The 22,498-nt window shown below is 73.7% G+C and carries 20 protein-coding genes and 1 tRNA gene; 10 read left to right on the forward strand and 11 right to left on the reverse strand.

Features of this window, described 5'->3' with window-relative positions; translation table 11 throughout:
- The first annotated feature begins 86 nt into the window (after nt 1-86).
- Nucleotides 87-866, forward strand: a complete 780-nt coding sequence (locus ACGF5G_RS05815) for an IucA/IucC family C-terminal-domain containing protein (protein ID WP_393260607.1) — start codon at nt 87-89, stop codon at nt 864-866.
- Between the two features lie 22 nt (nt 867-888).
- Here the strand turns inward: ACGF5G_RS05815 and ACGF5G_RS05820 are convergent, their stop codons facing one another.
- Nucleotides 889-2,709 carry a hypothetical protein gene (locus tag ACGF5G_RS05820; RefSeq protein WP_393259351.1) on the reverse strand — a complete coding sequence of 607 codons (1,821 nt, stop codon included), beginning with the start codon at nt 2,707-2,709 and terminating at the stop codon, nt 889-891.
- Nucleotides 2,710-2,920: 211 nt separating this feature from the next.
- On the opposite strand from ACGF5G_RS05820, the gene ACGF5G_RS05825 reads away from it, so the two are divergent.
- Entirely contained in the window at nt 2,921-3,631 is a 711-nt protein-coding gene (locus ACGF5G_RS05825; protein WP_350712433.1) for a class I SAM-dependent methyltransferase, read from the forward strand.
- Between the two features lie 115 nt (nt 3,632-3,746).
- Here the strand turns inward: ACGF5G_RS05825 and ACGF5G_RS05830 are convergent, their stop codons facing one another.
- On the reverse strand, nt 3,747-4,280 hold the full coding sequence (locus ACGF5G_RS05830) for a YbhB/YbcL family Raf kinase inhibitor-like protein (protein ID WP_393259353.1): 534 nt from the start codon (nt 4,278-4,280) through the stop codon (nt 3,747-3,749).
- Between the two features lie 151 nt (nt 4,281-4,431).
- On the opposite strand from ACGF5G_RS05830, the gene ACGF5G_RS05835 reads away from it, so the two are divergent.
- Both ACGF5G_RS05835 and ACGF5G_RS05840 read left to right on the forward strand, forming a co-directional pair.
- The gene (locus ACGF5G_RS05835) at nt 4,432-5,139 is read left to right on the forward strand and encodes a hypothetical protein (protein WP_393259354.1); all 708 of its coding nucleotides are present in this window, start codon (nt 4,432-4,434) and stop codon (nt 5,137-5,139) included.
- 330 nt (nt 5,140-5,469) lie between these two features.
- Nucleotides 5,470-6,483, forward strand: a complete 1,014-nt coding sequence (locus tag ACGF5G_RS05840) for a hypothetical protein (protein WP_393259355.1) — start codon at nt 5,470-5,472, stop codon at nt 6,481-6,483.
- 166 nt (nt 6,484-6,649) lie between these two features.
- Here ACGF5G_RS05840 and ACGF5G_RS05845 read toward each other — a convergent pair.
- A tRNA-Ser gene (locus tag ACGF5G_RS05845) sits at nt 6,650-6,738 on the reverse strand.
- A 97-nt stretch (nt 6,739-6,835) separates the two neighbouring features.
- Here ACGF5G_RS05845 and ACGF5G_RS05850 point away from each other — a divergent pair.
- Entirely contained in the window at nt 6,836-7,375 is a 540-nt protein-coding gene (locus ACGF5G_RS05850; RefSeq protein ID WP_393259357.1) for an AAA family ATPase, read from the forward strand.
- Nucleotides 7,376-7,384: 9 nt separating this feature from the next.
- Nucleotides 7,385-8,362, forward strand: a complete 978-nt coding sequence (locus ACGF5G_RS05855) for an NAD(P)H-quinone oxidoreductase (protein ID WP_393259359.1) — start codon at nt 7,385-7,387, stop codon at nt 8,360-8,362.
- A 182-nt stretch (nt 8,363-8,544) separates the two neighbouring features.
- Here ACGF5G_RS05855 and soxR read toward each other — a convergent pair whose 3' ends face one another.
- Nucleotides 8,545-9,009, reverse strand: a complete 465-nt coding sequence (soxR, locus tag ACGF5G_RS05860) for a redox-sensitive transcriptional activator SoxR (protein ID WP_393259361.1) — start codon at nt 9,007-9,009, stop codon at nt 8,545-8,547.
- A 46-nt stretch (nt 9,010-9,055) separates the two neighbouring features.
- Between soxR and ACGF5G_RS05865 the strand changes: the two genes are divergently transcribed.
- Both ACGF5G_RS05865 and ACGF5G_RS05870 read left to right on the forward strand, forming a co-directional pair.
- Nucleotides 9,056-9,799, forward strand: a complete 744-nt coding sequence (locus ACGF5G_RS05865; protein ID WP_393259363.1) for a transketolase — start codon at nt 9,056-9,058, stop codon at nt 9,797-9,799.
- A gap of 2 nt (nt 9,800-9,801) precedes the next feature.
- A complete protein-coding gene (locus ACGF5G_RS05870) occupies nt 9,802-10,704 on the forward strand; it encodes a transketolase family protein (RefSeq protein ID WP_393259365.1) in 903 nt (300 codons plus the stop codon).
- Nucleotides 10,705-10,744: 40 nt separating this feature from the next.
- Here ACGF5G_RS05870 and ACGF5G_RS05875 read toward each other — a convergent pair whose 3' ends face one another.
- Nucleotides 10,745-11,452, reverse strand: a complete 708-nt coding sequence (locus ACGF5G_RS05875; RefSeq protein ID WP_357698383.1) for a glycosyltransferase family 2 protein — start codon at nt 11,450-11,452, stop codon at nt 10,745-10,747.
- Between the two features lie 122 nt (nt 11,453-11,574).
- On the opposite strand from ACGF5G_RS05875, the gene ACGF5G_RS05880 reads away from it, so the two are divergent.
- Nucleotides 11,575-13,812, forward strand: a complete 2,238-nt coding sequence (locus tag ACGF5G_RS05880; protein ID WP_393259367.1) for a hypothetical protein — start codon at nt 11,575-11,577, stop codon at nt 13,810-13,812.
- Between the two features lie 292 nt (nt 13,813-14,104).
- Complete coding sequence (locus ACGF5G_RS05885; RefSeq protein ID WP_393259368.1) at nt 14,105-15,703, forward strand: ricin-type beta-trefoil lectin domain protein; 1,599 nt, start codon at nt 14,105-14,107, stop codon at nt 15,701-15,703.
- A 73-nt stretch (nt 15,704-15,776) separates the two neighbouring features.
- Here ACGF5G_RS05885 and ACGF5G_RS05890 read toward each other — a convergent pair whose 3' ends face one another.
- From ACGF5G_RS05890 to ACGF5G_RS05915, 6 genes are all read right to left on the reverse strand, one after another.
- On the reverse strand, nt 15,777-16,370 hold the full coding sequence (locus ACGF5G_RS05890) for a hypothetical protein (RefSeq protein WP_393259369.1): 594 nt from the start codon (nt 16,368-16,370) through the stop codon (nt 15,777-15,779).
- 59 nt (nt 16,371-16,429) lie between these two features.
- Nucleotides 16,430-17,869 carry a sensor histidine kinase gene (locus ACGF5G_RS05895; RefSeq protein WP_393259370.1) on the reverse strand — a complete coding sequence of 480 codons (1,440 nt, stop codon included), beginning with the start codon at nt 17,867-17,869 and terminating at the stop codon, nt 16,430-16,432.
- Nucleotides 17,862-18,554: a response regulator transcription factor gene (locus tag ACGF5G_RS05900; RefSeq protein ID WP_357698310.1), complete on the reverse strand. Its 693-nt coding sequence runs from the start codon at nt 18,552-18,554 to the stop codon at nt 17,862-17,864. The genes ACGF5G_RS05895 and ACGF5G_RS05900 overlap by 8 nt, the downstream gene beginning before the upstream one ends.
- Before the next feature lie 68 nt (nt 18,555-18,622).
- Nucleotides 18,623-19,135 (reverse strand): hypothetical protein, encoded by a 513-nt coding sequence (locus ACGF5G_RS05905; RefSeq protein WP_350702644.1) that lies wholly within the window; start codon nt 19,133-19,135, stop codon nt 18,623-18,625.
- 129 nt (nt 19,136-19,264) lie between these two features.
- Nucleotides 19,265-20,875, reverse strand: coding sequence for a glycoside hydrolase domain-containing protein (locus ACGF5G_RS05910; protein ID WP_393259373.1), 1,611 nt, complete (start codon nt 20,873-20,875; stop codon nt 19,265-19,267).
- Nucleotides 20,876-20,895: 20 nt separating this feature from the next.
- Nucleotides 20,896-22,494 (reverse strand): glycoside hydrolase domain-containing protein, encoded by a 1,599-nt coding sequence (locus tag ACGF5G_RS05915; protein ID WP_393259374.1) that lies wholly within the window; start codon nt 22,492-22,494, stop codon nt 20,896-20,898.
- Nucleotides 22,495-22,498: the final 4 nt, after the last annotated feature.

Raw genomic sequence — 22,498 nt, forward strand, 5'->3', positions numbered from 1 at the left:
TTCCCTTAGCCCGCGAGCTGTGGTTAGGCTAGCCTTAGCTCAGCGACGGGCGCTTCGAACGGGGGATGAGTCGGATGACAGCGGTGATGCCTGGGCGCCAGGTCGCCGCCGCGCCGCTGGCCCCGGTCACCGCCGCCCTGCGGGCCATGTTCGGCACCGACGACGTGCCCGGCCTCGCGCCCGGCCTGCTGGTCGCCGACGAGTTCGGCTGGGGTCGGGCCAGCACCCTGGTCGACGGCACCCGGCTGCCGGAGTTCCTGCACTCGGCCACCCTGCGCTGGGGCGGCACCCCGCACGCCTGCGCCGCGCTGGCCTGGAAGTCCTACAGCTACTGGACGGCGCTGCCCGTGGTGCTCGGCTGGGCCTCCGCCCGCCGGGTGCCGCTGCTCGACCCGGCCGACGTGCTGATCCACTTCGAGGACCACCGCCCGCTGCTCACCCTGGGCCTGCGCCGCTCGACCACGGTCGCGGTGCTGCCGGGCGACCCGCTGGCGCTCTCCGGGCTGCCCGAGGTGCGGGTCGTCGCCGACGAGGCCGAGCTGCTCCGGGTGCTCCGCGCCTCGCTGCTCGACGCCCACCTGGCCCCGATGATCGCCGCGATCCAGGCCGAGGTCCGGATCGGCGCGCGCACCCTGCTCGGGTCGGTGGCCTCCGGCATCGCCCACGGCATCCTCCGGGCCGCCGACGGCCTGCCCGGCTCCTCGGTCGAGACGATCGAGACCCTGCTCGGCGCGCTGGACCTCGCCGACCTGGTGGAACTGGTCCCCGGGCCGACGGGCGAGCCGACCGTGCAGCGCCGCACCTGCTGCCTCGCCTTCACCCTCCCCAAGCCCAAGATCTGCCAGGGCTGCTGCGTCCGCCCGTAACGCCCGAACTCCCGGTCCCGCCTCAATCGGTGAGCGTACGGACGTCCCAGAGCCAGACCCCTCCGGCGTACGTGGGGCGGATGCCGGTCAGCTCGGTCATCCCCCGGCGCAGCGCGTCGGCGTGCCGGTGCGGGCCGAGGACCACCGCGCCCGCCCGCCAGTACCGCAGGTCCCCGACCGCGTCGACCCGCGCCTGCGGGGTGATCGGCGGCACCGCGCCGGTGCGCCGGATCTCGGCGAAGAACTCGCTGGTCGGCCGGGGCGGGGCGGAGAACAGCGCGACCCGGTCCCGCCCGGGGCGGGTGTCCGGGCCGAGGAAGTAGCCGCGGGCGATGGGCATGTCCAGCCCGGTCCGCGCCGACCAGCGCAGCGGGTCGGCGTAGTGGGTGTCGGGCAGGGGCAGCGTCACGATGCTCCGTCCGCCGGCCGCGTACGGCCGCCAGGCACCGGAGGTGACGAAGTCGGGGACGGGGTCGAGCCGGGTGGTGGGCAGCGGGGTGGGCAGGATCGGCAGCAGCGCCATGGCGAGCACCGTGGCGGCGGCGAAGCGGATCTGCGGTCGGGCCCGCGGATGCCGGGCGGCCAGGACGCGTACGTGCTCCGCCCCGTAGGCGAGCAGCACCCCGACGATCGGAGTGATCGCCAGCGCCCACCGGGTCGGCACCACCGAGTGCAGGATCGGCAGGCCCTCCAGCGCCGCCCACGGGCCGGGCACCCCGGTCCCCCTCCCGTTGAGCTGGATCTCCCGCCCCAGGGAGAGCAGGCCGAAGAGCAGCGTGAGGGCGGCCAGCCCGCGCACCACGACGTGCCGGCGCAGCCACCAGAGCAGGGCGACGACGAGCACGACCAGCGCCCAGCCGAAGAAGGCGTTCTCCTCGGTCGGGTTCTTCGCCAGTCCCTGCGCCGTGCGCGCGTCACCGGCGAGGGACTCCCGGGAGTACGCCACGAACGAGGCGAGGTCCGTGGAGTAGCCGCGGATCAGCCACGACAGTCCGTGGTAGGCCCCAGGCCCGAAGAACTGGACGTACAGCGGGTACGCCAGCAGGACGAGCGCCACCACGGCGCCCGTGCCCAGGCCGGCGAGGAAGGGCCGGGCCCGGCGGCGCAGTTCGGGCCGGCCGAGGGCGAGTGCCCCGACGACCACGCCCAGCCCGATCGCGGTCATCAGCAGCACTTCGAGGTTGATGAAGGCCTGCCAGACGATCGCGAGCGCGAGCAGCAAACCGTTGCGCAGCCAGCGCCCCGGCTCGGCGAGCCGCAGCGTGCGCCAGATGATCAGGGGCACGACGAACTGCGAGACGATGTTGGGGTGCGCGTTCGCGTGCGAGATCATCGCCGGGGCGTACGCGCAGAACGCCGCGCCGAGCCAGGCCGGCCCCCGGGAGCCGACGACCACCCGGGAGAGCAGGAGGTACCAGGCCGTCGCCGTGGCGATCATGCCCAATGTGAGGAACAGCAGAAACGACGCCCGCGTGCCGAACAACAGCGTGACGGGCGTCATTGGGATAGACACGGATAATACGGACGTATTTGCCATCAGGTTGACGCTGTCCGGCACGTTCATCCGGTCCGACGTGAACGGATAAACGAAATCGGTCACCACCCGCGCGCCGTGCGCCATCATCCACTCGAACTGGGACTGGTCCGTACGGTTGTCCCGGATGCCGTGGGACGGACGCAGCCACAGCCGCGCGGTCACCCAGAAGCCGAGCAGGACGAAGCTCGCCACGGCGGCGAGGTCCGTCCACCACCCCTTCCAGGGGCGTACGCCCCGGTCGGACCCGCTTTCCGGCGCTCCGCGTCCCGGCGCGCCGGCGGGGAGGTCCGATTCAGGAGTAGTCATAACGATTCGTAGAGTAGTCAGGCTATGGCACCGCCGTGACATGTTTCGGGGTACTGGCGTACCATGTGCCGGGTTCGCCGACCGCCGATCACGTGCCCACCCCCCGACCGCAATTCGGCCACCCAGGTGCCCCGATTCTTCTGCCGTCAGCGCGGATGATTCACTCTGTCGGTCCAGGCGCGGGTCGAGTCATATCGTGAGGAATCGACGCATGGCAGAAATCACTGGGGATCAGCGCGTGCAGTCCGAGGTCCTGGAAGGCCTCGCGACCGCGGTCAACCACCGTCGCTGGTTTGTCGAGCTGGCGGTGCCGCACCTCGGTGACAACCCGATCGAGATCGGCAGCGGGCTCGGCGACTACGCGCTGGAGTGGGCGGAGCGGCTGCCCCGGTTCACCGCCACCGAGGCCGACCCGGACCGGCTCGTCTCCCTGAAGGAGCGGCTGGCCGACCAGCCGAACATCGAGGTCCGCCAGATGCTGCTGCCGCACTCGGAGCGGGGCGACTACAGCGCGGCCGTGTCGTACAACGTGTTGGAGCACATCGAGGACCACGTGGGCGCGCTGCGCAGCATGCGCGACCTGGTCCGGCCGGGCGGCAACGTCATCATCATCGTGCCGGCGTTCCAGTTCGCGATGAGCCCGGCGGACATCGCCACCGGCCACGTGCGCCGCTACACCAAGAAGACCCTGGCCGACGCGATGACCGCCGCCGGCCTGACGGTGGAGAAGATCCACTACGCGAACGCGCTCGGGCTGATCGGCTACTTCATGGCGACCAAGGTCTTCCGGCTGATGCCGAAGGAGGGCCCGATGGTCAAGGTCTACGACACCCTCGTGCTCCCCGCCACCAAGGCGGCGGAGCAGCGCGTCCGCCCCCCGTTCGGCCAGTCCGTCTTCGCCGTCGCCCGCGTCCCCGCCTGACCCGCTCTCCCGCTCCCGCTCCCGCGATCTTGCACTTTCCGCCCTCGTTCCGAGGCTTTCGTCCGTTACGTCCGGTCAGCAAGTGCAAGATCACGGGAGCTGACGGGCGGAGGGACTACTCCTTGATCTGGTAGGTGGGGCGGATGACGGCGCGAGCCAGGGTGTGGAAGGCCAGGTTGAAGCCGACCGCGGCGGGGGTCGCGTCGGGCGTGACGTCGAGGCGCTCCACGTCCAGGGCGTGCACGGCGAAGACGTAGCGGTGCGGGCGGTCACCGGCCGGCGGCGCGGCGCCGCCGTAGCCCTGGTCGCCGTAGTCGTTGCGGACCGTGAAGGCACCGCCGAGATCCTCCGCGCCCGCTCCTCTGGGCAACTCGGTGACGCTCGCCGGCAGGTTGACCAGCACCCAGTGCCAGAACCCGCTGCCCGTCGGGGCGTCCGGGTCCAGGCAAGTCACCACGAAGCCCTTGGTCTCGGCCGGGAAGCCGGACCAGGCGAGCTGCGGCGACACGTTCCCGCCCCCGACGCTGCCGTGGGCGTACGCGGTGTCCATCGGCTCGCCGTTCTGCACGTCGTCGCTGGTCAGGGTGAACGACGACACGGTCGGCAGCAGCTCGTACGGGTCCGGGGCGATCGGTCGTTCCAGGGTCATCGGGACAGGTCCTTCCGGTGAGCGCGGTTGTCCTCCGCCCTTCATACCCCGTCGACGCCCGAGATCGAACCGGCGGCGCCCGCCGTCCCGTACGAGGCGACTTTGACCCGGATCGACGCGTCGCACGCGCCGTGGGCAAGAATGCCTCCCCATGGGCCTTGATCTCTACGTCGGACCGCTGACCCGCTACCACCTGAACGACTGGCTGACCATCACACAGCAGATCGGCGCACAGGAGGGATACGACGTGCGGATCGTCCGGGCGCACGAGGACGAGGACCACGAGACCGACCCGGACATGGTTCAGAACGCCGTACGGGAGTGGCAACGGTGGCTCGGGGAGGCGCTCGGCGGCCCCGTGGACTGGCCGGAGGGCGCGACCCAGCCGTACTGGACCGACAAGCCCGACTGGGACGGATTCGGCGCCGTCCTGCTGTTCGCCGCGTACGACGAGCGCCCGGACCTGTGTCCGAGCCCCGGGGACAAGGAAGACAGCCCGCGTGAGTTCGCCGATGCTCCCGCGTACCAGGCGGCCTCGGCACAGCCCGAGCGCTACGTCACCCTGCTGTCCGGGGTGGAGTGGTGGCTGCCGCTCGCCGAGGATCCGCTGGTGATCGAGGCGTCCCGGCCGACGGGTCAGCCGACCCGGATGGGTTCGATCGATCGGCTGGCGGCGGAGCTGCGCCTGCTGGACGAACGCGCCGGTCTCCTCGCCGGGTACGACCCGGCGGAGCTTCGGCGTGGGCTGTTCACCGACGACCCGTCGCTGGTGGAGTTCGCACGGTTCGGCCTCGCCGTGATGCTCGATCTCGCCGAGACCGCGATCGAGCACCGTCAGCCCCTGCTGCTGGACTACTGACGCACCACCCGAACGGGCACCACGACGCCCCTTGGCCAGGGTTCGCGCCGGCCAGGGGGCGTTGTGCTGTTCCGGGCCGGATGGTGTGCAGCCGGCGCCGGCCGAGACTCGGCTCGAAACATTCCGAACTCGGGTGAGGATCGATCTCGGCGCGCCTGCCCGGGCCGGGGGATAACCCCCGGCCCGGCCGGGGGTTGACCGGCGGACGCGTCCGGGGGCTGATCGGATGGTTGAGCGGGGCGAAGTCGCTGAGGCTGGTGGACGCATCAGCACCGTCCACGGCGGGCTCGTTCGAACAGATACGGCCCCCTGATCCTCGTCTGGAGCCCGATGACCATCGTTGCAACGTGCCTCAGCCCGCTACGCGGCTGGCACCGCCCGCTGGTGGCGAACGTGACGCTCATGTTCACCCTGACGTTGGTCTCCGCCGTCGGCCTGTTCGTCGACGATCGCCTGCTCATGGGCGAATCGGTCTGGGTGAAGCCGATGAAGTTCGGCTTCGCCATGGGGGTGTACGGCCTGACCCTGGCGTGGCTGCTCAGCAAGCTGAGCAAGGGCAGGCGTCTCGGCTGGTGGCTCGGCACCGTTTTCGCGGTCGCCGGTCTGCTGGACGTCGGTGCCGTCGCCTACGCTGCCGCACACGGCACCTTCAGCCACTTCAACAACAATGCCGAGCCTGTCGCCGAAACCGTGCGGACGGTGTTCTCCATCGGCGTCGCGCCACTCCTGCTGACCACTTTGATCATCGCGGTCCTGGTCCTGATCCAACGCACCGGCGACCGCGCCATGACCCGCGCCCTGCGCGCCGGACTCGGGCTTGCCATCGCCAGCATGGTCGTGGCCCTCTGGCTCGGCAATGCCTCGAGCGCAACACCCCGCACGGTGACCGACGCCAACGGGCACCCGGTGTCGATGACCGGCGGCCACGGAATCGGTGACCCCGACGGCAACGGAATGTTCCTCACCAACTGGAGTACGACCGGCGGCGACCTCCGCGTACCGCACTTCGTCGGCCTGCACGCCATCCAGGTGCTGCTGCTCGTCACCGCGATCCTGGTTGTGCTCGCGGCCAGTCATGGTTGGCTCCGCGACGAACGGGTGCGGGCCCGGCTGGTCGGCGTCGCCAGCCTCGGCTACACCGGTGTGTTCGCGATATTCACCTGGCAGGCGAAGCGGGGCATGCCGGTGACCCGGTTCGATCGGCAGACACTGGTCGCCTTCGCCGGGGTGGCGGTGTTCACCCTCGTGACGACCGCTGCGGTGGTCGTCGCTGCGCGTCGGCGGTCCGCGTCGCCCAGCGACAGGGAGCAGCGCGCCGAACTGTCGGGCGTGGCGGCCCACTGAGCGCCACCGGTGACGTTTCTGATCGGCGACGCGGAGACCGACAACGGCGACAGCGTCCCAGGCGCGGCGGCCCCGAGCGAGACGAAGTGAGACCGATTCACCATCCATAGACCCGCCCCCTGACCGGCGTTTGCGCTGGTCAGGGGGCGTTTCTGCTGTTCATCGGCGGAGGGTGTGGGATTCGAACCCACGAAGGACATCGCTGCCCTTACCGGTTTTCAAGACCAGCGCCATCGGCCACTAGGCGAACCCTCCCGGGCCGCGCCCCGCAGGGGTACGCGACCGTGCCTAGTCTGCCACGGCGGCGCACCGGGCGAGCGGGCACGGCACCCGCGTTGAGATGATCGGCGGCATGTGGGAGACCCCGTCCGTCGTGCTGATCACCGGCATCATGGCCGCCGGCAAGTCCACTGTGGCCGAGGCGCTGGCCGGGCGGCTGCCGCGCGCGGTGCACCTGCGTGGGGACGTCTTCCGGCGGATGGTGGTCAGCGGGCGGGAGGAGATGACCGCCGAGCCGTCGGAGGAGGCGTGGCGGCAGTTGCGGCTACGCTACGACCTCGCGGCGTCGGCGGCGGACCGCTACGCGGCCGCGGGCTTCACGGTGGTGCTCCAGGACGTGATCCTCGGTGCGGACCTGCCGGGCATGGTCGACCGCATCCGGCACCGCCCGCTGGCGGTCGTCGTGCTCGCGCCGAGCCCCGAGGTCGTCGCCGCCCGCGAGGACGCCCGGGAGAAGACCGGGTACGGCGACTGGCCGGTCGCCGACCTGGACGCGGGGTTCCGCGCGGAGACGCCCCGCATGGGGCTCTGGCTGGACACCTCCGCGCAGACGCCGGGGCAGACGGTGGACGAGATCCTGTCCCGGGCGTGGACCGACGGGCGGGTGGGGTAGACACAGGGCATGCGCGCGATGACGATCCCGGAGCCCGGCGGACCCGACGCACTGGTCTGGAGCGAGGTGCCCGATCCCGAGCCCGGCCCCGGCGAGGTGGTCGTCGACGTGCGGGCCACCGCCGTGAACCGGGCGGACCTGCTGCAACGGCAGGGGCACTACCCGCCGCCGCCGGGCGCGCCCGCGTACCCGGGGCTGGAGTGTTCCGGGGTGATCAGCGCGACCGGGCCCGACGTGGCCGGCTGGGCGGTCGGCCAGGAGGTCTGCGCGCTGCTGGCCGGCGGCGGGTACGCGGAGCGCGTCGCCGTGCCGGCCGGGCAGTTGCTGCCGGTGCCGGCGGGGGTCGACCTGGTCGACGCGGCGGCGCTGCCCGAGGTGGCCTGCACGGTCTGGTCGAACGTCGTGCAGCTGGCCCGGCTCGCGAAGGGCGAGACGCTGCTGCTGCACGGCGGCGGCAGCGGGATCGGCACCTTCGCGGTCCAGCTCGGGGTCGCGCTCGGCGCCACGGTGGTGGTCACCGCCCGGGCGGCCAAGCACGAGCGGCTGCGCGAGCTGGGCGCGGCGCACACGATCGACTACCGCGAGCAGGACTTCGTCGAGGAGGTCCGGCGGGTCACGGACGGCCGGGGCGCCGACGTCATCCTCGACATCATGGGCGCCTCCTACCTGCCCCGGAACGTGGCGGCGCTGGCCACCGACGGCCGGCTGGTGGTCATCGGCATGCAGGGCGGTCGCAAGGGCGAGTTGGATCTCGGCGCGCTGCTGGCCAAGCGGGGCACGGTCGCGGCCACCGCGCTGCGGTCCCGGCCCCGGGATCAGAAAGCGGAGATCGTCCGGGGCGTCCGCCAACAGGTCTGGCCGCTGGTCGAGGCGGGCGCGGTCAGGCCGATCGTGGACCGCCGGCTGCCGATCACCGAGGCGGCGCAGGCGCACCGGCTGGTCGAGTCGAGCGACCACGTCGGCAAGGTGCTGCTCACCACCGGCTGACGCGTCAACCGGCCGGCGCAGCATCACGAGCTGGCCGGCCGGCGGCCGGTGCCGCGCCGCGCCGACCACCGTCGGCCGCCGCGCCGCCGTCGTCCGCCACCGCCGGCCGCCATGTCCGCCGCCGTCGTCCGCCGCGCCGCCGTCGTCCGCCGCGTCGCCGTCGTCCGCCGCGTCGTCCGCCGTCAGGCGGCCGGCGCCGGTTCGGCGGCCGGGCGGGGGAGCATCAGGCGGGCCCCCGAGCCCTCTCCCGAGAGCGAGTCGTCCGGGTTGTAGAGCGTGCAGCGCCGCAGTGACAGGCAGCCGCAGCCGATGCAGCCGTCGAGGTCGTCGCGCAGCTTGGTCATCAGCCGGATCTTCTCGGTCAGGCGCTCCCGCCAGGCCGCGGAGAGCCGCGCCCAGTCCTCCGCGGTGGGGGTACGGGAGGCCGGCAGCGAGTCCAGCGCCTCCCGGATCTCCTCGAGCGAGATGCCGACCTGCTGGGAGATCCGGATGAACGCCACCCGGCGCAGCTCGGTGCGGGCGTACCGGCGCTGGTTGCCGCCCGTCCGCTCGGCCCGGATCAGCCCGAGCCGCTCGTAGTAGCGCAGCGCCGAGGGGGCCACGCCGCTGCGGGTGGAGAGCTGGCCGATGGTCAGTGACTCGTGCATCACGTCGCCTTGAGTTGAAGCGGACTTCAACTTGCAGGCTAGCGGCATGACCACGATGACCGCCAACGCGGGTCGGGTGACGACCGCCCCACCGCCGGACGACCCGACCACGCCACCCCTGCCCGGGCCCGTCGCCGCGCTGTACGAGCGGGTCCGCGCGGGCCGGGAGTTCGGCGCGAACGTCCGTTCCACGGTCGACGTGCTCTGGGTGCTCTACGACCGGATCCTGCGGATCACCCCGGAGACCGTCGACGCGCCGGAGCGGGACCGGTTCCTGCTCTCCAAGGGGCACGCCGTCGCCGGCTACTACGCCGTGCTCGCCGCGAAGGGCTTCGTCCCCGCCGACTGGCTGGACGACCAGGGCGGCCCCGGGAGCCGGCTCGGCGACCACCCCGACCGGATGCTGGTGCCCGGGGTGGAGATCGGCTCCGGCTCCCTCGGCCACGGGCTCGGGCTCGGCGTGGGCACCGCGCTCGGGCTGCGCGCCCAGGGCCTGCTCACGCCCCGGGTCTTCGTGTTGCTCGGCGACGCGGAGCTCGACGAGGGCTCCAACCACGAGGCGATCGCCTACGCGGGCGCGACCGGGTTGGCCAACCTGACCGCGATCGTGATCGACAACGGCTCCGCCACGCACGGCTGGCCGGGCGGCGCCGCGGCGCGGTTCACCGTCAACGGCTGGACCGCCGCCACCGTCGACGGGCGCGACCACGACGCCCTGCACACCGCCCTGACCGGGCAGGACAACCACCGGCCGCACGTCGTCGTCGCGGTCGTCGACCAGGGGGAGTGACCGTGCGGGACCGTTTCGTCGACACCACCACCGCGCTGCTCGCGGACGATCCGCGTACGGCGCTGGTGCTGGCGGACATCTCCGCCGCCGCGTTCGCCCCGGCCGCGCGGCGACACCCGGACCGGGTCCTCAACGTCGGGATCCGCGAGCAGTTGATGGTGGGCGTGGCCGGCGGGCTGGCGTTGACCGGGCTGCGGCCGATCGCGCACAGCTACGCCCCGTTCCTGGTCGAGCGCGCGTACGAGCAGCTCAAGTTGGACCTCGACCACCAGGGTGTGGGCGCGGTGCTGGTCAGCGTCGGCGCGTCGTACGACCGGGCGGCTGCCGGGCGCACCCACCTCTCGCCGGCGGACGTCTCGCTGATCGACACCCTGCACGGCTGGACCGTGCACGTCCCCGGCCACCCCGACGAGGTGCCGGCGCTGCTGCGGGACGCGGTGGCCGCCGACGGCTCGGCGTACCTGCGGCTCTCCACCCAGCACAACGACCGGCCGTACGGCGGCGACGGCGCGCTGCGCGTGCTCCGGGACGCGGGGCCGGGCGCCCCGCTGCTGGTCGCGGTCGGCCCGGTGCTGGACGCGTCGCTCGCCGCGGCGGCCAATCTGGGCGTCACGGTGGCGTACACCCACCGGCCCCGGCCGTTCGACACCGCGGGGCTGCGGGCGCTGGCCGGCACGGAGGTGATCCTGGTCGAGCCCTACCTGGCCGGGACGTCGGCGCGGGTGGTGTCGGCGGCGCTGGCCGACCGGCCGCACCGGCTGCTGGCGCTCGGCGTCGGGCGCGAGGAGCTGCGCCGCTACGGGTCGGCCGAGGACCACACCCGGTGGCACGGGCTGGACGCCGCCGGGCTGCGCCGCTCGGTCGGCGGGTTCCTGGAGTCGGCGCTGGCGCCGGCCGGCCGCTGAGCCCGCGACGACCCGCCGCGGGGCAGGTCTCGGCGGCGGGTCAGCGGGTGGGGGCGCCGAGGGGGCGGCGGCGGGTGCGCTCGCGGCCGAGGATCCAGAGCGCCTCGACGCCGTCCTTCCAGGTGATCTTCTTGCCCTCCTCGCGGCCCCGCGCCCGGTAGCTGATCGGCACCTCGTAGGGGCGGATCCGGCGGCGCAGCAGCTTGCCGGTCACCTCCGCCTCCATGCCGAAGCCGCGCGAGCGGACGTCGAGCGAGCGGTAGAGGTCGACCGGCATCAGCTTGAAGCAGGTCTCCAGGTCGCCGATGTAGGAGTTGAACAGCACGTTGGCGGCCATCGTGACGCCCTTGTTGCCCATCACGTACCAGAAGCTGTAGGCGCTGTGGCTGCCGAAGGTGCGATTGCCGTAGACGACCGTGGCCCGCCCGTCGAGCACCGGGTCGAGCAGCTTGGGGATGTCCTGCGGGTCGTATTCCAGGTCGGCGTCGAGGATGACCAGGTAATCACCCTCCGCGTTGTCGACCGCCGTCTTGATGGCCGCGCCCTTGCCGGCGTTGCGCTGGTGGGTGATGACCCGCAGGCGCGCGTCGTCGGCCCGGCCGAGGATCTCACCGGTGCCGTCCCGGCTGCCGTCGTCGACCACGACCAGCTCGATCTCGCACGGGTAGTCGACCGCCAACGCCTGCTTGAGAGCATCCGCGATGCGTTCTTCCTCGTTGTAGACCGGCATGAGGATCGAGAGCTTCACGGGAATCTCCACGGTGGCGACAATACGTCGGCCCTAGCCTAGCCTGGCTGGTCAGCGGGACGGTGCCCAGCACCGCGGGCATCGACCGTGGCGGCCTCAGGAAGATGGTGTTTACTTCCGCCATGTCGGCAGCCGGCTACCCGCTCGCCCTGGCCCCCGTCGCCGCGATCGGACTGCTCACCGTCGCCCTCCGGCCGCTGGCCACCGAGACCGTGGCGCCGCTGCGCCTCGCGCTGGTCCGGGCCGCCCTGGTCACGGGCGCGTTCGCGGTACTCACGGTGGAGTTGCTCGGCGCGCTGGGGCTGCTCACCCTGCCGGCGTTCGCCGTCGCCTGGCTGCTCTTCCTCGCCGCCACCGGCGCGGCCGCCGGACAGCGCCGGTGGCGGGACGCCGCGCGACGGGCGGCGGCGGTCGCGGCGCCACGCCGCGCCCTGGTCGGCGCGACCACCGGCCCCACCACCGGTGCCCCGGCCCCGCCGCCCGCACCGGATGCCGGCGCGCCGGGCGCCGCCGGGGCCCGCCGGTCCGGCTGGTGGACCGGTCTGGCCGAAGTCTGGCGTACGGCGGGGCGGGGCGAGCGGCTGCTCGCCGGCACGGTCGGCGGGCTGCTCCTGGTCGAGCTGCTGATCGCCCTGCTGGCCGAACCGAACAACTTCGACTCGCAGACCTACCACCTGCCGAAGGTGGAGCACTGGGTGGCCCAGGGCGACCTCGACTTCTGGCCCACCGCCATCCACCGCCAGGTGACCATCCCGCCCGGCGCCGAGTACCTGCTGCTGCACCTGCGCCTCTTCACCGGCGGCGACGCGCTGCACCACCTGGTGCAGTGGGCCGCCGGGGTCGGCATCCTGCTGGCGGCGACCCGGATCACCGCCCAGCTCGGCGGGAGCCGCCGGGCCCAGCTGCTCACCGCGTTCGTGCTGGCCACCACGCCGATGGTGGCGCTCCAGGCGACCAGCACCCAGACCGACCTGGTCTGCGCCGCCTGGGTGGCCTGCGCGGCGACGCTCGCGCTGGACGGGCTGCGCCGGCGCGCCGGGGTCGGGACGATGCTCGGGCTGGGGGCGGCCACCGGGCTGACCGCGGTCACCAAGACCAACGGCCTGATGGCGCTCGGGCCGCTGCTGGTGCTCTGGGGACTCGCCCAGCTCCGACTGGCGCGGGGCACCGCGCGGGAGCGCGCCGGAGCGGTGCCCGACAGGGCCGGCGCGGTGGGCGGCCCGGATGTCGGTCACGCCGGTGGGGCTGCCGCGCCCGGCGGCCTCCGGCCGGGGCGCCAGGTGGCCCGGACGGTGGCCGGGTCCGTGCTGATCCTGTTGGTCGCGGCGGTCGTGGTCGGTCCGTTCCTCGCCCGGGTGACCGCCGAGTTCGGGCACCCGCTCGGCCCGCCCCGGCTGCGCGAGTCCGTCCCGATGGAGCGGCACGACCCGCCCTCGGTGCTCGTCAACGCGCTGCGGATCGCGCACACGGCGTTCGACACCCCGCTCGCGCCGCTGCGCCGGGCCGGCGCCGAGGCGATCGTCGCCAGCGCCGACCTGATCGGGGTGGACCCCCAGGACCGGGCCACCACCTTCGGGCGGGAACGCTTCCCGGTGCCGTCCTGGTACCCGGACGAGGACCGGGTGGCCTTCCCGCTGGCCGGGGCGCTGGCGCTGATCGGGACGGGGTTCGCGCTGGCCAGGCCGGGCCGGGTCGGCCCGACGCAGGCGGGGCCGCTGCGCGCGTACGCGGTGGTCGTGGTGGTGGCCGTGCTGCTGCACACCGCCATGGTCAAGTGGCAGCCGTGGGGCAACCGCCTGCTGCTCTACGCGCTGGCGCTGGCCGTACCGCTGGCGGGGCTCTGGCTCGACGCGCTGTTCCGCCGCCGGTCGACCGCGCGGGACGGCGGCGCGGGACGGCGGTCGGTGGCGGTCGGGCTCGCGGTGACCGTGCTGGCCACCTGCGCGCTGGCCGGGGTGCTCGCGGTGTCGTACGGCTTCCCGCGCCGGCTGGTCGGCGCGGGCTCGGTCTTCACCACCTCCGAGTGGGAGACCCGGTTCCTGCGGCGCCCCCAGTGGGCGGAGGAGTTCCGCTGGGCGGCGGGCGCGGTACGCGCGACGGACGCCCGTCGGATCGGCCTGGTGCAGCAGAACGACAACTGGGAGTACCCCTGGTGGCTGCTGCTGCGGGACGCCGACGGCCGCCCGCCGGAGCTGGTGGCGCTGCAGTCCGTGCTGCCCGGGCGCCCGCCGGCCGACCCCGCCTCGGTGGACGCGATCGTTTGCACCGGCAGCCGGCCGGCGTGTGCGGAGCTGGTGCCGGCGGGCTGGCGCGTCGAGTTCCGGGGCTACGTCGGCTACGCCCTGCCGCCCGGGCGCTGACCCGCCCGGCGTCTCCGGCGGCGCACCGCCGGCACCGCCCGGCGCGTCCGGGCCGCGCACCGCCGACGCCGCCCGGCGCCTCCGGCCGGACACCGCCGATGCCGCCCGGCCACCCGGAGAGGGTGGCCGGAGCGACGGCCGCGGCACCCCTGACGTCGTCCGCCTCGCCCGGATCGTCCGGTTCTACACTCCGCGCGCAAGGATTCCGAGACGCATTCACATATCTCGAAGCCGGCGTTACCTTCTGGTAACTCGATCGACGTCCCGCGATCGAGCCGAAAGGAGTGCGTCGATGCATGGTTCCCCTGCCAGACGCGAACGCGCGACCCGACGACGGGTGCTCACCGTCGTCGCCGCCGCCGCTCTCGTCCTGCCGATGCTCGCCGGAACGGCCTCCCCCGCCACCGCGGCCGACCGTCCGGCCATCCAGCCACTCCCCGGCAACCTGGAGGCGATCCGCGCCGCCGAGGCCACCGCCCTCTACGGCGCGCCCGCCATCCGCCCCATCGAACAGCGCCGCACCGCGCTGATCACGATGGGCGACAGCGAGATCTCGGGCGAGGGGGTGGGCAACTACGTCCCCGGCACCCACGAACCCGGCAACTGGTGCGACCGCTCGTACGACCAGGCGGTCTTCCGCACCGGGATCCCGGCCGACGAGAAGTACAACATCGCCTGCTCCGGGGCGACCCCGTGGAACCTGATCCGGGGCGGGCCCACCCAGCACAACGAGCTGAACCATGGCGACCACCTGGCGATCAAGGCGCGCAACACGCACATCAAGCTGATCTGGGTGGTGGTCGGCGCGAACGGCGACGGCACGATCCAGTTCGGCCCCGTCGCCACCGACTGCACCATCCGCCGGGTCTTCTTCCAGGGCCCCTGCTACCCCACCTACACCGACCAGTGGACGGTGCGCACCGACGGCAGCCGACAGGCGGTCGAGGACGCGCTCACCGACATCCGGCAGACCATGACGGGCGCGGGCTACCTGCGGTCGGACTACGAGCTGGTCCTCATGTCGTACCCGAGCCCCGGCAGCCCGGACGTGGAGGACAACCCGAACTTCCCCGGCTGGTACGCCGGTGGCTGCCTGCTCTACCTGGCCGACGCCGCGTTCGCCCGGAACAAGGCGGTGCCCCTGTTCGAGTCGGCGCTGCGGGCGGCGGCGACCAACACCGGCACCCGCTACCTCGACGCGAGCCGGCTGTTCCACGGCCACGAGGTGTGCACCGACAACACCGCCGTCCGCGGCCTCCACATCGAGATCGGCGTCTGGGACGAGAACGCGGCACGGCAGTCGTTCCACCCGAACTATCGGGGGCACGGCATGTTCGCCCAGTGCGTCACCCAGTTCTGGAACTCCGGGCAGCAGCGCGCCACCTGCGTCGACCCGGCCAGCACCGGCAACGGCGTGCTCTACCCGGGGCTGTTCGAGTTCAGGCAGCTACGCAACGCCGCCACCGGCACCTGCGTCGACGGCAAGGGCTACGACTCGCGCAACGGCACGCCGCAGCAGTCGTACGGCTGCCACGGCGGGCGCAACCAGGGCTTCTGGTACGACCCGGGCCGGCAGTCGCTGCACTCGGAGCTCTCCCACGACCGCTGCCTGGACGTCTCGGGCGGCACGCTGAACTCCGGCACGGCGGTCAACGTCCACGACTGCCACGGCGGCGCCAACCAGAGGTTCGTGCTGGCCGGCAACCAGATCAAGGCGGCCGGCAACACCAACCTCTGCCTGGCCTTCGACGACCCGTGGCTGGGCACCCCGCGGCTGCGGCTGGCCACCTGCTCCACCAGCACGCGCCAGCAGTGGTCGTTCGAGTCCCGCGCCTTCGCCAACCCGGTGGGCTACGGGCACGACGACTTCATCGGCTCCCGGGTGTACTGAGGTGGGGTGTGGCCCGCCGTGCCCGGCTCCGGGCGGTCCGGCCTGATCCCTCCGCCGGGCACGGCGGCCACACCTACTTCTGCTTGACCGGCACGACGATCAGGCGGGCCACGCCGCCGTCGCCCTCCTTGGCACCGGCCACGCCGACCGTCGTGCCCACCCCGATGTCGGTGGACGCGATCGTCGTACGACGCTCGACGACGCGCAGCTCGTCGCCGAAGGTCCAGGTCATGGTGAAGCCGTCGGTGGACTTCACGGTCATCTTCCCGCCGTCGATCGCGGTCACCTCGCCCCGCTGCACGGCGACGGTCCTCGTGCCGCCGTCCTTCGTCCGCACCACGGCCTCGCCGTGCAGCGTGTTCTTCCGCAGCAGCACCCGGGCCTGCCGGCGCTTGCGCCACTCCTCCGCGCGCTCGCGTCGCGGCTTCTCCCCGGTCGCGGCGGGCGAGGCCGTCGGCGAGGCGGGTGCGGCCACGGGGTCGACGTCCAGGTCGCCGGCGTCGAAGCCCATCGCGGCGAGCGCCTGGCCCTCCGCGCCGAGCGCCGCGACGACCTCGACGGCGGTCTCGCGGGCCGGTTGGCCCGCCACCTCGGCCGCGCCGCAGCCGGTGAGCCCCAACGCGACCGCCGCGAACAGCGTGCCGGCGGCGATTCCCCAACGTGCCATGAGTCTCCCTCTCGTCCGTCCGTGGAATCCCAGCCTCCCGCCGTCCGGCGAGCGGCGGGTCAGGCCGATGTTCGAGCTTGGTAAGGATCCGGGGGCAGCCGGACGGTGAACGCCGCCCCGCCCTCCGGCGCGTGCCCGGCCGTGATCTCCCCGCCGAGCCGGCGGACCAGGCCGGCGGCGAGCGCCAGCCCCAGCCCGCTGCCGACCTTGCGCACCCCCCGGTAGCGCTGGTGCAGGGCGCCGCGCTCGAACGCCACCGCCAGGTCGTCGTCGGTGAAACCGGGTCCGCCGTCGCGGACCTCCACGACGCCGCCCGCCGCCGGGTCCGCGCCGGCCGCCCGGACCGCGAGCACGACCGGCGCCCCCGGTGGTACGACGCGCAGCGCGTTCTCCAGCAGCCCGTCCACCACCTGCCGGATCCGCCCCGGATCGGTGTACGCCGGCACCGGCTGCTCCGGGACCTCGGCACGGAACGTGACCCCCATCGCCGCGCACCGGTCGGCCCAGGTCCGGCCGGCGTCGGCGGCCAGCCGGGCCAGGTCCACCGGCACCGGTTCGAGCGGGAAGTCGGCGGCCTCCAGCCGGGCCAGCGCCAGCAGGTCGCTGACCAGTCGGTCCAGGTGCTCCGCCTCGGCGAGCACGGTACGGCCGGTGCCCGCCGCGTCCGCCGCCCCGATCACCCCGTCCGCCAACGCCTCGGCGTAGCCCCGGATCGCGGTCAGCGGGGTGCGCAACTCGTGCGAGACGGAGAGCAGGAACTCCCGCTGCCGGCCCTCGCTGGTGGCCAGCGCGGCGGCCAGCCCGTTCAGCGCGTACGCCAGGTCGGCCACCTCGTCGGGCGGCTCCACCGGCACGCGTACCGTCCGGTCCCCGGCGCGCAGCCGGGCGGCGGCGTCGGCGGCGCGCCGGATCGGCCGGGCCAGCCGGCGGGCCAGCAGCAGCCCGGCGACCACGCCGGCGGCCAGCCCGGCCAGCAGCGGCAGCCAGAGGCTGGGCAGCACCTGCCGCCACGGGGCGGTGGCCCGGGAGCGGGTCAGCACCACCCCGTTGCCGCCCGGCAGGGCGCGGCCCTCGATGAGCGTGCGCCGCCCGTCGAGGGGCCGGCGGGTCGACACGTTCCGTCCCTCGGCGACGCGCTGCACCACCCGGGGCGGCAGGCCGGGCCGGTCCGCGACGCCCCGCCGGACCAGGTACGCGTCGACGCCCTGGGCGCGCAACTGGCGGACGAGCCGCTCCTCGTCGGCGGTCCGCCCGGTCTCCAGCCGGGGCCGCAGCACCTCGGCGGCGAGCCGGGCCTGGGCGGCCAGCGCCTCCTGGTCGCGCCGCTCGACGCCGCGCACCGCCAGGGGCACCGCCACGATCGCGGTGACCAGCACCGAGACCAGAGCCACCGCGCAGGTGACCAGCACCGCGCGGGAGGTGAGCGTACGGGCGGGGCGGGGGCGGGGCGGTCGCGCCGGCGGGCCGACCACCGGCAGCGCGACGGTGGGCTCAGCCATCGGCGGCGTACCCGACGCCCCGGTGGGTGCGGATCACGCTGGCCGCGCCGAGCTTCGCGCGGACCTGCGCGACGTGCACGTCGACGGTGCGGGTGCCGGCGTGGGCCGCGTACCCCCACACCCCGGCGAGCAGTTCCTCCCGCGTGAAGACCCGGCCCGGCCGGGCCATCAGGTGCGCGAGCAGGTCGAACTCGGTCGACGTGAGCTGCACCGGGGCCCCCGCGACGGTCACCGTGCGCCGGGCCGGGTCGAGCGTCACCGCGCCGACGACCCGCGGCCGGCCCATTCCCCCGGGCGCTCCGGCCGTGCGCCGCAGCACCGCCCGCACCCGGGCGACCAGCTCGCGCGGGCTGAACGGCTTGGTGACGTAGTCGTCGGCGCCCAGTTCCAGCCCGACGACGCGGTCCACCTCGTCGTCCCGGGCGGTGAGGAAGATGACCGGCGTCCAGTCGCCGGCCTCGCGCAGCCGCCGGCAGACCTCGGTGCCGGCGAGGCCGGGCAGCGCGATGTCGAGGACGCAGGCCACCGGCCGCAGCCGGCGGGCGGCGGCCAGGCCGGCGGCGCCGTCCCGTTCCAGGTGTACGCCGAACCCGTCGCGGATCAGGTAGAGCCGGACCAGGTCGGCGATGGCCGGCTCGTCCTCCACCACGAGGACGAGCCCGCGGGTCGGGGCGTCGACGGTCACCGGCCCATGATTCCCGACGCGGCGGCGTCGGGCGGGTCAGCGGATGTTCGGGTTCGGTAAGAAGACGGTCAGCGCACCACGGCCGGCCGGAACGCGGCGGGTCGCGCGACCGCCGGCGCCTCGCCGATGGTGGCGACGAGCCGCTCCCGGGGCGTCCGCAGCCGGGTCCGGAAGGCGTGGTTGAGCAGCGCGTCGAGCTGCCACACCTGCTTCGGGTGCCGGGTGTGGATGAGGAACCGCTCGCGGACCCCGTCGATCGCGGTGGCCGCCAGCTCGACCGAGTGCAGGCGCGGGTCCGGGCTCCAGGTGACGTTGCTGAGTTCCCGCAGCTCGGTGTTGAGGTGCAGGCGCAGCCGGTGCAGGACCCGGGTCTGCTGGGTGACGACCAGCCGCCGGTGGGTCAGCAGGAAGAGGTACTCGCCGGCCATCGGGCGGTCGGGCCGGCTGCACCGGGTGACCAGGATGGTGGCGTCGCCGGAGCCGACGCAGCGGCGGAAGACCGGCATGTGCCGGCTGACAGTCTGCATCGCCAGTCCGGCCTCGGAGGCGGCCGGGAGGAACGTTCGGGAGAAGACGTCCATGCCCTGCCCAACGACGGGCGCCGGAGGGTGACGTGGGTCACGCGCAAATTGCAGAACTTCCACACCCGCGCGTCGCACCGCCTGTCCGACTTCCGGGCCCGTCGCGCCGGACGGGCCCGGAAGTACGGGTCAGAGCAACGGCTGCATCGCGCCGAAACCGCTGCCCAGCCGGGTCGGGGCGAGCCATCCGCCACCGCTCCAGTGGTACCGCAGCACGTTGCCGGTCGACTTCTGGACCGCGACCAGGTCGGGCCGGCCGTCCCGGTCGAAGTCGCCGAGCTGGACGAGGTCGCGCATGCCGCCCCAGCCGGCACCCGCGTCGAGCCGGGCGCCGAGGAGCCCGTCCGGGCCACCCGGGTGGACGTGCAGGCGGCCCGTGGCCGTGTCCCGGGCGAGCACGTCGAGGCGCCCGTCACCGGTGAAGTCGGCGCCGCCGGTCAGCTCGTCCATCGCGTTCCAGCCCGCGCCGCCGAGGGCGACCCGGCTGCCGAAGCCGGTGCCCGTGCCCGGATAGAGCCAGAGCACGCCGGTGGAGGTCTGCACCGCCGCGATGTCCTGGAAGCCGTCGCCGTTCCAGTCGCCGACGGGGGTGATCTCGCGCATGCCGTTCCAGCCGCTGCCGACCCTGACCCGGGTGGTCACGCCGGTGCCGTTGCCCGGGTAGAACCACAGGTAGCCGGTCGACTTCTCGCGGGCCAGCAGGTCCTCGCCGCCGGCCCGGTCGAAGTTGCCCGCCCGGACGATCGCGTCCATCCCGTTCCAGCCCGCGCCGAGCGAGACCCGCCCACTCAGCGTGGCGCCGTTGCCGCCGTAGACGTACAGCCGGCCGGTGGCCGGCTCGCGGTAGCCGAGGTCGGCCCAGCCGTTGCCGGTGAAGTCGCCGAACCGGGTGGCGGGCAGCGGGGCGACGTCGAGGTGGTTGCTGTCGATGTTGATCGTCACCCCGCCCCACGTCTCGTGGTGGTCGCCCCGGTACTGCTTCATCCGCTGCTTCGGCATCCAGTACGACTCGGGCAGCGCCTCGTCCGCCACCGTCTGCACGCCGTCCCACCGGGCGAAGTCCAGGTAGTCCGGCCGGCCGTGGCCGGCCCGCTCGTACGCGGAGACCTGGTCGGCGAGGCCACCGGAGGCCACGTCGGTGTAGAAGCCGGAGAAGTAGCCGTGGTCGTGCAGCCGGATGGTCCAGGCGTGGGTGAAGGTCTGCACCGCCGCCGTGCAGGTCGCGTCGCCCGCCGGGTACTTCTCCATGTTGTAGAAGACGGTGCTCTCCCGGGCGAGCCCCAGGTCGCGGGCGCGCGCCGCGGCGTCGTCGGCGGCGGCCCGCCCCTGCGCGGCGGCCTGCGCCGGGTCGATCCGGGGCTTGCTGGTGCTGCGGCAGGGCGCCTGCGGCCCGACGTAGAGCGGGAAGAAGCGCCAGCCCGCCGCCGCCTGCGTGGTCACCCACTCCCGGGTCAGGTTCGGCTGGGCGCAGGCCCGGCCGTTCCCCCCGATGTAGATGCCCACCGCCCGGTACGGCGAGGCGAGCCACGCGTTCATGGCCGCGTTCGACGGCGCGGTGCAGGTGTCGAAGCCCAGGCCGGTGAACGCGCCCGGGTGCGGCCCGGTGTAGCCGGCGGCCCACGCGGGCCCGGCGGTGCCGGTCAGGGCGGCGCCGGCGGCGAGCACGGTGGCCGCCGTCGCGGCGAGGGCCCGCCGGGCGGTACGCCGCAGCCCGGCGGGCAGAGCGGAACGGAGCGTCACGAGTCCTCGATCCTGGTCGCTCAGAGCAGCGGGGTCATGGAGCCGAACCCGGTGCCGAGCCGGATGGGCGACGCCCAGGCGGTGCCGAGCCAGCGGTACCGGTAGACGTAGCCGGTCGAATTCTGCACGGCCACCATGTCCGGCCGGCCGTCCCGGTCGAAGTCGCCGAGCTGGACGAGGTCGCGCATGGTGTTCCAGCCGGCACCGACCTTGGTACGGGTGTTGGGCGCGCCGGCACGACCCGGGTACAGGTAGAGGTCACCGGTGCTCTTCTCCCGCGCGACCACGTCGGGGTAGCCGTCGTTGTTGAAGTCGCCGCCACCGTTCAGCTCGTCCACCGTGTTCCAGCCGGAGCCGAGCAGGATGCGGCTGGTGAACGCGCTGCCTCCCGTGCCCGGATACAGGTAGAGCGCGCCGGTGGAGCTCTGCACCGCCAGCAGGTCCTGGAAGCCGTCGCGGTTGTAGTCGCCGATCGGCGTGATCTCCCGGACGCTGTTCCAGCCCGCGCCGAGGTTGATCCGGCCGCTGATCCCCGACCCGGTGCCCGGGTAGAGCCACAGGTAGCCGGTGGCCGGCTCGCGGGCGATCACGTCCTCGCCGCCGGACCGGTCGAAGTCGCCGGCCCGGATGATGGTGTCCATGCCGTTCCAGCCGGCGCCCAGCGTGATCCGGCCGCTCAGCGTGGTGCCGTTGCCGCCGTAGACGTACACCCGGCCGGTGGACGGCTCCCGGTAGCCGAGGTCCGCCCAGCCGTTGCCGGTGAAGTCGCCGAACCGGGTCGCCGGCAGCGGGGCGACGTCGAGGTAGTCGCCGTCGATGTTGATGGTGACCCCGCCCCACGTCTCGTCGTGCGGGCCCACGTGCTGCTTCATCCGCCGCTTCGGCATCCAGTAGCTGGCCGGGATGGTCGGGTCCTCGACCGTGGCGTCGTTGTCCCAGCGCGCGAAGTCGAGGTAGTCCGGACGCACGTAGCCGGGCGTGTCGTAGGCGGCGACCTGGTCGGCGACGCCCCGGGCCACACTGCTGTAGAAGCCGGAGAGGTAGCCCTGGTCGTGCAGCCGGGCGGTCCACGCGCTCATGAAGGTGAGGACCGCAGTGGTGCAGGCGGCGTCGCCGCCGTCGTAGTCCTCCATGTCGTAGAAGAGGACGCTCTCCCGGGGCAGGCCGAGTTCCACCGCCCGCGCCACGGCGTCGTCGGCCTCGGCCTGGCCCTGCGCCGCCGCCTGGGCCGGGTCGATGCGCGGCCGGCTGGTCGCCAGGCAGGGGGCCTGGAGCCCGACGTACATCGGGACGAGGTGCCAGCCCTCCGCCGTCTGCTCCGCGACCCATTCGGGGGTCAGCGCGGGCTGTGCGCAGCCCCGGCTGCTGCCGCCGAAGTAGATGACGACCGCCCGGTACGGCGAGTGGTCGCGCCACGCCTGCATCTGTGCGCTGGTCGGCGCGGTGCAGGCGTCGAAGCCGAGGCCGGTGTAGGTGCCGGGCTGTGGTGGGACGGCGGCGTGGGCCGGGCTGGTGACGGCTGTCAACGCGAGGCCGGTGCCGACGACGGTGGTGGCGGCGAGGGCCACGGTCCGGCGGGCGGCACGGCGCAGCCCGGCCGGCGAGAGTGTGGATTTCACGTTT

The sequence above is a fragment of the Micromonospora sp. NPDC047730 genome (assembly GCF_043204765.1).
In the GTDB taxonomy this organism is placed as follows: Bacteria; Actinomycetota; Actinomycetes; order Mycobacteriales; family Micromonosporaceae; genus Micromonospora.

Excerpts from the sequence above, each read along its gene's own strand:
- ACGF5G_RS05885 (WP_393259368.1), top strand. The coding sequence starts at position 14,105 with ATGCATGGTTCCCCTGCCAGACGCGAACGCGCGACCCGACGACGGGTG.
- ACGF5G_RS05855 (WP_393259359.1), top strand. The coding sequence starts at position 7,385 with ATGCGCGCGATGACGATCCCGGAGCCCGGCGGACCCGACGCACTGGTC.
- ACGF5G_RS05890 (WP_393259369.1), bottom strand. The coding sequence starts at position 16,370 with ATGGCACGTTGGGGAATCGCCGCCGGCACGCTGTTCGCGGCGGTCGCG.
- ACGF5G_RS05835 (WP_393259354.1), top strand. The coding sequence starts at position 4,432 with ATGGGCCTTGATCTCTACGTCGGACCGCTGACCCGCTACCACCTGAAC.
- ACGF5G_RS05840 (WP_393259355.1), top strand. The coding sequence starts at position 5,470 with ATGACCATCGTTGCAACGTGCCTCAGCCCGCTACGCGGCTGGCACCGC.
- ACGF5G_RS05850 (WP_393259357.1), top strand. The coding sequence starts at position 6,836 with ATGTGGGAGACCCCGTCCGTCGTGCTGATCACCGGCATCATGGCCGCC.
- ACGF5G_RS05825 (WP_350712433.1), top strand. The coding sequence starts at position 2,921 with ATGGCAGAAATCACTGGGGATCAGCGCGTGCAGTCCGAGGTCCTGGAA.
- ACGF5G_RS05815 (WP_393260607.1), top strand. The coding sequence starts at position 87 with ATGCCTGGGCGCCAGGTCGCCGCCGCGCCGCTGGCCCCGGTCACCGCC.
- soxR (WP_393259361.1), bottom strand. The coding sequence starts at position 9,009 with ATGCACGAGTCACTGACCATCGGCCAGCTCTCCACCCGCAGCGGCGTG.
- ACGF5G_RS05880 (WP_393259367.1), top strand. The coding sequence starts at position 11,575 with ATGTCGGCAGCCGGCTACCCGCTCGCCCTGGCCCCCGTCGCCGCGATC.
- ACGF5G_RS05905 (WP_350702644.1), bottom strand. The coding sequence starts at position 19,135 with ATGGACGTCTTCTCCCGAACGTTCCTCCCGGCCGCCTCCGAGGCCGGA.
- ACGF5G_RS05820 (WP_393259351.1), bottom strand. The coding sequence starts at position 2,709 with ATGACTACTCCTGAATCGGACCTCCCCGCCGGCGCGCCGGGACGCGGA.
- ACGF5G_RS05865 (WP_393259363.1), top strand. The coding sequence starts at position 9,056 with ATGACCACGATGACCGCCAACGCGGGTCGGGTGACGACCGCCCCACCG.
- ACGF5G_RS05895 (WP_393259370.1), bottom strand. The coding sequence starts at position 17,869 with ATGGCTGAGCCCACCGTCGCGCTGCCGGTGGTCGGCCCGCCGGCGCGA.
- ACGF5G_RS05830 (WP_393259353.1), bottom strand. The coding sequence starts at position 4,280 with ATGACCCTGGAACGACCGATCGCCCCGGACCCGTACGAGCTGCTGCCG.